This window comes from Pseudovibrio sp. WM33, assembly GCF_001623165.1.
Lineage (GTDB): Bacteria > Pseudomonadota > Alphaproteobacteria > Rhizobiales > Stappiaceae > Pseudovibrio.
This window is the reverse complement of record NZ_LMCK01000124.1, coordinates 148,850-156,636: the sequence shown is the minus strand read 5'-3', so window position 1 is coordinate 156,636 and position 7,787 is coordinate 148,850. Positions and strand designations below refer to the sequence as shown.

5 protein-coding genes are annotated in these 7,787 nt (G+C 51.6%); 2 read left to right on the top strand and 3 right to left on the bottom strand.

Annotated elements, in window-relative coordinates:
- Positions 1-350 precede the first annotated feature (350 nt).
- Positions 351-2,309: a M23 family metallopeptidase gene (locus PsWM33_RS21945; RefSeq protein WP_063301627.1), complete on the top strand. Its 1,959-nt coding sequence runs from the start codon at positions 351-353 to the stop codon at positions 2,307-2,309.
- Positions 2,310-2,336: 27 nt separating this feature from the next.
- Here the strand turns inward: PsWM33_RS21945 and PsWM33_RS21940 are convergent, their stop codons facing one another.
- Both PsWM33_RS21940 and clpB read right to left on the bottom strand, forming a co-directional pair.
- The gene (locus tag PsWM33_RS21940; RefSeq protein ID WP_063294414.1) at positions 2,337-2,954 is read right to left on the bottom strand and encodes a DUF998 domain-containing protein; all 618 of its coding nucleotides are present in this window, start codon (positions 2,952-2,954) and stop codon (positions 2,337-2,339) included.
- Between the two features lie 161 nt (positions 2,955-3,115).
- Positions 3,116-5,695, bottom strand: coding sequence for an ATP-dependent chaperone ClpB (clpB, locus tag PsWM33_RS21935; protein WP_063301626.1), 2,580 nt, complete (start codon positions 5,693-5,695; stop codon positions 3,116-3,118).
- A 207-nt stretch (positions 5,696-5,902) separates the two neighbouring features.
- Here clpB and PsWM33_RS21930 point away from each other — a divergent pair, with 207 nt between their 5' ends.
- Positions 5,903-6,673 carry an MOSC domain-containing protein gene (locus PsWM33_RS21930; protein ID WP_063301625.1) on the top strand — a complete coding sequence of 257 codons (771 nt, stop codon included), beginning with the start codon at positions 5,903-5,905 and terminating at the stop codon, positions 6,671-6,673.
- Between the two features lie 121 nt (positions 6,674-6,794).
- Here PsWM33_RS21930 and PsWM33_RS21925 read toward each other — a convergent pair whose 3' ends face one another.
- Positions 6,795-7,496, bottom strand: coding sequence for a DUF4167 domain-containing protein (locus tag PsWM33_RS21925; RefSeq protein WP_206599023.1), 702 nt, complete (start codon positions 7,494-7,496; stop codon positions 6,795-6,797).
- Positions 7,497-7,787 lie beyond the last annotated feature (291 nt).

Here is a 7,787-nt window from a genome sequence, read left to right as displayed (position 1 = left end):
ACTGGCCCGCCCCGGTGGCGTGAAGCGGGTTATAGGGATATGAGCTGGCCCTGTCAACGAGCCTTGAGAGAAAACTTCAAAAATTTTCACAGGACTGGGGAAACTATTTCAATAATCACAAACCCTGTATTTATATGGTGCTTAAAATCGTGGTTTGCCAGCCAAATTCATAATTTTCTCGCCAAATCCATTTTTCTATAATTTTTCATAGTATCAGCGACAAATTCCAGCCGTATTTGTCTTTCATCAGTTGTTCCCATCTTCAGCATTGTCTATCAATCGTAAACACGTAATGCAGAACTCTGCTGCAGATGGCATCTCTGCCGATTTGGGGAAAGATAAGTAGCTCGATGAATTCTGGTAGGTTCCATACTAATGGAAGGCCTTCCGTCAATCTTGGCAATGAACCTGCTTTGATGGTGGACAGCCTTGCAAGTTCGTCTGACCAGCCTGCACGGCTTAATGGCCGTTGGTTGATCGGAACGATCCTGACCGGCATGACCTCCATCGTATTAATGGGTGGTGCGTTGATGGCTGCGCTTGATGGCCAGTACACCTATAAGACAGCGAAAGCCCCCGTGAGCAATTCAGCAGACCTGACACCACATCGTAATTCCAGCGGAAAAGGCGACCGCCTGAGCTCCGCAACTGATGGCTTCTCCAATAGGCAGATCATTGAAGTAAATACAGTGACCCGCAGCGATGGCCGTGACCACGTAAAAGCCAAACCATATGCGCTCGTCAGCGCAAGCCTTGAGAACATCAAGAAACAGGAAACAGCTGCAGACATTCCGCCATTCGACCCGATCACCATGTATCAGGGAGAACAAGTTGCTCCGTTACAGGTCGCCAGTGATGCGATCTACGGTGCCGACATCGAAGGCGAAGTCTCCATTTCTCAGCGCGACTTCCCACTGGAAGCTATGAGTATGGTCGCTCTTCCGAATCAAAAAGAAGAAGCCGTTCAGGAGCAGGTCAAAAAAGCAGCGATGTTCATGCTGGACAATTCCACCGACATTGCGGCCACCCCGAGCCTCGAAGACTTCAATGCAGGCTTTGCTCCACTTTCAGAACAGTCATTTGAAAACATCGAAGTCCGCATCACAGAAGAAAACGTTTCCTTCCAGCCCAAGTCCCGTAAAATCACCCAGGCCAATCAGATCGAAGAACGCATTGTTCCGATCCTGACCCAGACTGACTTTATTGACATTCTGCTGGATGGGGAGGCTTCTGAGAAAGAAGCGGAAGGCTACATCAAAGCATTTACCGAAAACTTTGGCATCGACAAAATCAAAGCTGGCCAGATCTTCCGCCTGTCCCTCAACACGGACCAGATTGAAGAAGATGACGGAATCCTTGTCCGCGTCAGCATCTATGAAGATCAGCGTCATGTGGGAACCATCGCTCCAAACGATGAAGGCGAATTTGTTGTAGCACCAGAGCCATCCACGCAGATGGCCGCAGATGCATTCACATCGCAGCAACAGAATTCCGTTGGCCCTCGTGCCACCTATTATGATTCGATCTACCAGACTGGTCTTGATAACGACGTCCCAACATCTCTCATAAAAGAACTCGTTCGCATCTATTCTTATAGCGTTGACTTCAATGCCTCCGTAAAAAGCGCTGATGAGATGAGCGTCTTCTATGGCCTTGATGCAGACCAGACCACTGGCGCTTCCGAAATTCTTTATACATCCATCACCGTGAATGGTCGCTCTCACCGTTTCTACCGTTTCCGCACACCAGACGATGGTGTCGTCGACTATTATGATGAGAACGGTCAGAGCGCAAAGCAGTTCTTGCTCCGTAAACCGATTGCAGCGGGCCGCTTTACTTCTGGCTTCGGCATGCGCCGCCATCCGGTTTTGAAAACCCGCCGTTTGCACACTGGCACGGATTGGGCCGCTCCTCGCGGCACCGCAATCTTTGCAGCTGGCGATGGTGTAATCCAAAAAGCAGCGTGGGCTGGCGGATACGGCAAACGCGTCGAAATCAAACACGCCAACGGCTATGTCACTACATATAACCACATGACCCGCTTTGGCTCTGGCATTCAAAAAGGCCAAAAAATCAGACAGGGCTCCGTTATTGGCTATGTGGGAACCACTGGTCTTTCAACGGGTAACCACCTCCATTACGAAGTGAAAGTGAATGGTCGCTTTGTGAACTCACTGAAGATCAAAGTACCGCAAGGACGCATCCTTGAAGCTAAGGTTCTTGAGAACTTCAAGCGCGAACGCGACCGAATAAATGCTCTAATGGAAACAGGCCGTCCAAGCCAACGCGTCGCTTCACTGCGGAACTGACCTCAGCTCCTCAAAAGGACCTCACAATCAAAGAGCAGGTAGCGTCAAACTACTTGCTTCTTTATGATGGCGCTTGCGCATCAGGATCACGAAAAACCAGAGATAGATACCAGTCTCCAACGCACGTTGCACGAGACCACTGAAAGCGGCTTCCATAGATAGACTGAAGAGCATCACCAGCAAGATTAGCCCAGGCACCACCCAATACGATCTTTCAGCTTTGGCATAAGACAACAAACACAATCCCACAACAGCGCAGAAATAGGCCAAAAAGCCAGCAGCCGTGTGTATGAGTTGGCTGCGTGTTGGATCATCCATGCTGCATTCAAAATCACACGGAAAGAACGCGGCAACAGCGATAAGCAGCGAGTAACCTGCAAAAACCATCAAGCCAACACGCTCTGCACGACTGCGCATCAGATAAGCAAAGCAGATCACGAGGCATGGCAGCAGCAGCAGCTCCACAACCGCAAAGCCCCAATAGCTCACGGCAGGCCCAAACGGGGCACCGGTCGCTCCAAGAGCGCTCATGAACTGTGAGATATGGTTGTAATCTGGATAAAACTGCCCGCCAATGACAACAGTTGCGGCAAGCCAGAGATAACTGACAACCACAAGGGATATTGCAATATCAACGTGTCTCATGCCCGATGCCCTGCCCCCTAACGAACACTCAAGTTTTAGTCTGCATGACTAGACACTAAAAGCACACCTTCGAACAGTCGCTTTATGTTTCAGGGAATGTCCACAAAGCACAAAAAGGGCCGGAAAATCCGGCCCTCTTCTTCAACTCATGATCCAACCTGTCAGATCGTTTCAAAAAGAAGTCTGTCCGTTCCAGCAGAGACTCGGATGGCCTGACCGTCAGAGATCGATCCAGCCAGCAACATTTCAGCGAGTGGATCCTGTACCTGTTTCTGAATAACGCGCTTCAACGGTCGTGCACCATAAGCCGGGTCATACCCTTTCTCGGCAAGCCACCCCATAGCACCATCATCCAGCTCAAGCTCCATCTTCCGGTCGTCCAGCAGCTTCTGCAAACGGGCCAGCTGAATTTCGACGATCCGTGACATCTGAGTCCGCTGCAAGCGATGGAACAGGATAATCTCATCCAGACGGTTCACGAACTCAGGACGGAAGTGCGCTTTCACCGCATCCATCACCGGCCCGCGAACAGCATCAGCATCTTCACCTTCGCCCTGGGAAGCTAAAAATTCTGAACCAAGGTTCGACGTCATGATGATCAGCGTATTGCGGAAGTCCACAGTCCGGCCCTGCCCGTCCGTCAGACGGCCATCGTCCAGCACCTGAAGCAGAACGTTGAACACATCGCCATGTGCTTTTTCAACTTCATCAAACAGCACCACCTGATAAGGCCGACGGCGCACTGCCTCTGTCAAAACGCCGCCTTCTTCATAACCAACATAACCTGGAGGCGCGCCAATCAGACGAGCAACACTGTGCTTTTCCATAAACTCAGACATGTCCACGCGCACCATGGCTGTCTCATCATCAAAGAGATAGCTGGCAAGCGCTTTGGTCAGCTCGGTTTTGCCAACACCAGTTGGTCCGAGGAACATGAAAGAGCCTATTGGCCTGTGCGGGTCCTGCAAACCGGCACGAGACCGGCGCACAGCAGTGGAAACTGCATGAACGGCCTCCTGCTGTCCAACAACACGTTTGGCCAGCTCATCTTCCATACGAAGCAGCTTCTCACGTTCGCCTTCCAACATCTTATCGACGGGAATCCCGGTCCAGCGAGACACGATCTGGGCAATGCTTTCACTGCTTACGGTCTCGTTGAGCATGGTGTTATCGACATCTTCAGCTGTCTGGGCATTCAAAAGCTTCTTTTCCAGATCAGGGATAACGCCATAAGCAAGCTCGCCCGCTTTAGCCAGATTGCCAACACGCTGCGCCTGCTCCAGCTCCGTGCGCGCTTCATCTAGCTGCTCTTTGATTTTCTGCTCGCCGCTCAGCTTATCTTTTTCAGACTGCCAGCGTTGCGTCAGTGCATTGGATTCCTCTTCCAGATCAACCAGCTCTTTTTCAAGGCGCTGAAGCCGATCCTTCGTGGCATTATCATCTTCTTTCTTGAGCGCTTCCCGCTCAATCTTCAACTGAATGATCCGGCGGTCCAACTCATCCAGCTCTTCTGGCTTGGAATCCACCTGCATGCGCAAGCGACTGGCAGCTTCGTCAACAAGGTCAATTGCCTTATCCGGCAGGAAGCGGTCCGTGATGTAACGGTTAGACAGCGTCGCCGCAGAAACAATCGCGCTATCTGAAATACGAACACCATGGTGAAGCTCATACTTCTCCTTGATGCCACGCAGAATAGAGATCGTATCTTCAACCGTTGGCTCACTTACAAACACAGGTTGGAAACGACGGGCCAGCGCTGCATCTTTCTCAACGTGCTTGCGGTATTCATCAAGCGTGGTCGCACCGACGCAGTGCAACTCACCGCGCGCAAGAGCAGGTTTGAGAAGATTGGAAGCGTCCATCGCTCCATCTGTCTTCCCCGCCCCAACCAGCGTGTGCATTTCATCAATAAAGAGGATCACGCCACCAGCAGCGGCTTGCACCTCATTCAAAACACCCTTCAGGCGTTCTTCAAATTCACCACGATATTTCGCGCCAGCGATCAGTGCGCCCATATCTAGCGCAAGCAGTTCCTTGTCTTTCAGGCTCTCCGGCACATCACCATTGACGATGCGCAGCGCAAGGCCCTCAGCAATTGCGGTTTTACCAACGCCTGGCTCACCAATCAGAACAGGGTTGTTCTTGGTACGGCGAGAGAGAACCTGAATGGCACGGCGAATTTCCTCATCACGACCAATCACAGGATCAAGCTTACCTTCACGGGCAGCTTCAGTCAGATCCTGAGCAAACTTCTTCAGAGCGTCATACTGGTTTTCAGCGGATGCGGAATCCGCAGTACGGCCCTTGCGCACTTCATTGATAGCTTCGTTCAGCGCATTTGGCGTAACACCACCCTGTGCAAGTGCCTTACCTGCCTTGCTGTCTTTATCCATAGCAAGCGCAAGCAGCAGCCGCTCAACAGTGACATAACTGTCGCCTGCTTTCTCTGCAATTTTCTGGGCTTGTTCAAAAAGGCGAGCGGTTTCAGGCGCTAGGTACAGCTGTCCGTTACCACCAGTCACTTTAGGAAGCGCGGCCAGATCGGTCTCAATCTGTAGACGGACATCCTGTACACGTCCTCCGGCCCGTTCAATAAGGCCAGCAGACATCCCCTCGCTGTCATCCAGCAAGACCTTTAAAATATGTGCGGGAGTAAACTGTTGATGCCCTTGTCCCAGAGCATATGTTTGCGCAGACTGAATGAACCCACGCGCACGGTCGGTGTATTTCTCAAAGTCCATATATAACTCCTATGTGCCGTGTCACCCGAAGCATGACGAAGCATTTTGGGAGGATCCGAGCCTCATCAAGAGCACCCGAAGCAGGAGACATCCCCCTGCACTCTTCATATAGTAGTTCAAACTGCCGACAAAAGAGGGTCTTCGCAAGATCTTGCCACAATCCTTTGTTCCTCATAGTTTCGAATAGCTTAAACAACGGAATTTAATATGACTTTTTCGCCTGCGCATATCACCGCACTCGCAACACATCCAGTTAAAGGCTTAACGGCTCATCCACTTCAGACCACCACAGTAGAAGCCGGGGCTGTCTTCCCGCTGGATCGTGCCTATGCGATTGAAAATGGTCCATGCGGTTTCGATCCAGCAGCTCCTCAGCACATCTCAAAAAGCAAATTTCTGGTACTGGTTCGTTACGAGGACGTGGCGCAGGTCAAATGCACATACGATCTGGAAAACAAAAGCATCACTCTGTCCAAGCCTGAAGCCGATGACGTCACGCTCTCGCTGGAAACAGCTGAAGGTCAAGAAGCACTCGCAGCCTATTTCACTACACACATGGGAGAAAAAGCCATCGGCCCCCTCAAGGTCCGCCACGCAGACGACCATGCCTTCACTGATACGGCAGAAAACTTCGTGCATGTCGTGAATCTGGCCAGCGTGAAAGCTTTCTCCGAGACGATGGGCGTCGAAATCGATCCAAAACGCTTCCGCGCAAACATCTATGTTGAAGGCCTGCCAGCCTACGAGGAGTTCAATTGGGCCGACAAAAAGATCCGCTCCAGCTCAGGCGTAGAATTCAAGTTCGCAAAACGTACCCGCCGCTGCGCTGCCGTGGATGTAAATCCAGTCACAGCCGAGCGTGACACCAACATCAACAAGGCACTTCATGGCTCGTTGGGGCATATGGATGTCGGCATCTATCTGGAAGTGCTCAACAACGGCGCGCTCTCTGTCGGTGACACGCTCATCGTCGAGTAAGCCAGCGCCCACAACGAGCTATTCGTCCGTCAACAAAAAAAAGAAAACCCCGCCTTTTGAGCGGGGTTTTTCATAGATCTCCGGCAAACCAGTGAACCAGCAAGCACATCGTCAAACGTGCTTAGCTTTCACCGTCTCCGGTTGTTTCCAAAGCCGCAGGTGCTGGTGCGTCCTCTGCAGGAACACGTGGTGCACGAGTACGCTGTGAACGAGCTGCACGAGGAGTGCGAGCACGAGGCGTACGGCGTGGCTTAGAAGCTGCTTCGTCATCGCCACCTTCTGTTGCCTCAGCAGGTGCTGGTGCACTTGCAGAGGATGAAGATGGTGTACGACGAACACCGCGACCACGAGTACCACGAACACGACGACGTGCTTTGCCATCGTCTTCGTCAGCTGGTGCAGATGCATCTCCCGAAGCTTCTGCATTCTCGTCAGCCGCTGGAGCTGTTTCGATAAACGGCTGAGGCGTATCAAGACCGATTACAGGCTGAGGGGCTGCAACTGCAACCTCTTGTTCTTCGGTCGCTGCCACAGCGGTTGGAGTTTCGACAACAGCAGGTGCAGCTTCATCTTCTGTACGCGCAGAAGGAGCAGCAGTCTGTGTGCTTTGGGGTTGAGCAGCAGCGACGATGCGCTGGTAGTGCTCTGCATGCTGATAGTAGTTCTCGGAGGTTACACGGTCCCCGGAGGCCTGAGCATCACGCGCAAGTTGCTGGTACTTTTCAGCAACATGCAATGCGGTACCTCGGATCTTAACGTCCGGTCCATTTGACTCAAAAGTACGTGTCAATGGATTTGGAGCCTTACGCCCCCGTCCACGCATGCGCTTGTTATTCTGATTTCCTGGTCTCATTCTGCCGTTAACTTTCCGGAATAGCAATCGAACCTAACTGTGAGGTTCATGGGAGTAAGATCTCCCGGATTCCAAATGCCGTTAATAAGCCTGCGTGTTGATGAGCACAAAGGCTATCAACATCGAAATGCAATCGCATTCGATCGTATAACTGCTTCAATGCGATATCCGACATCTGATCGCAGCAATACAAATGCATTGCTCTCTCAGTTCAACGATACGAGGGGTTGCTCAACTGTCTGCTTTGAAACTATCAACCGA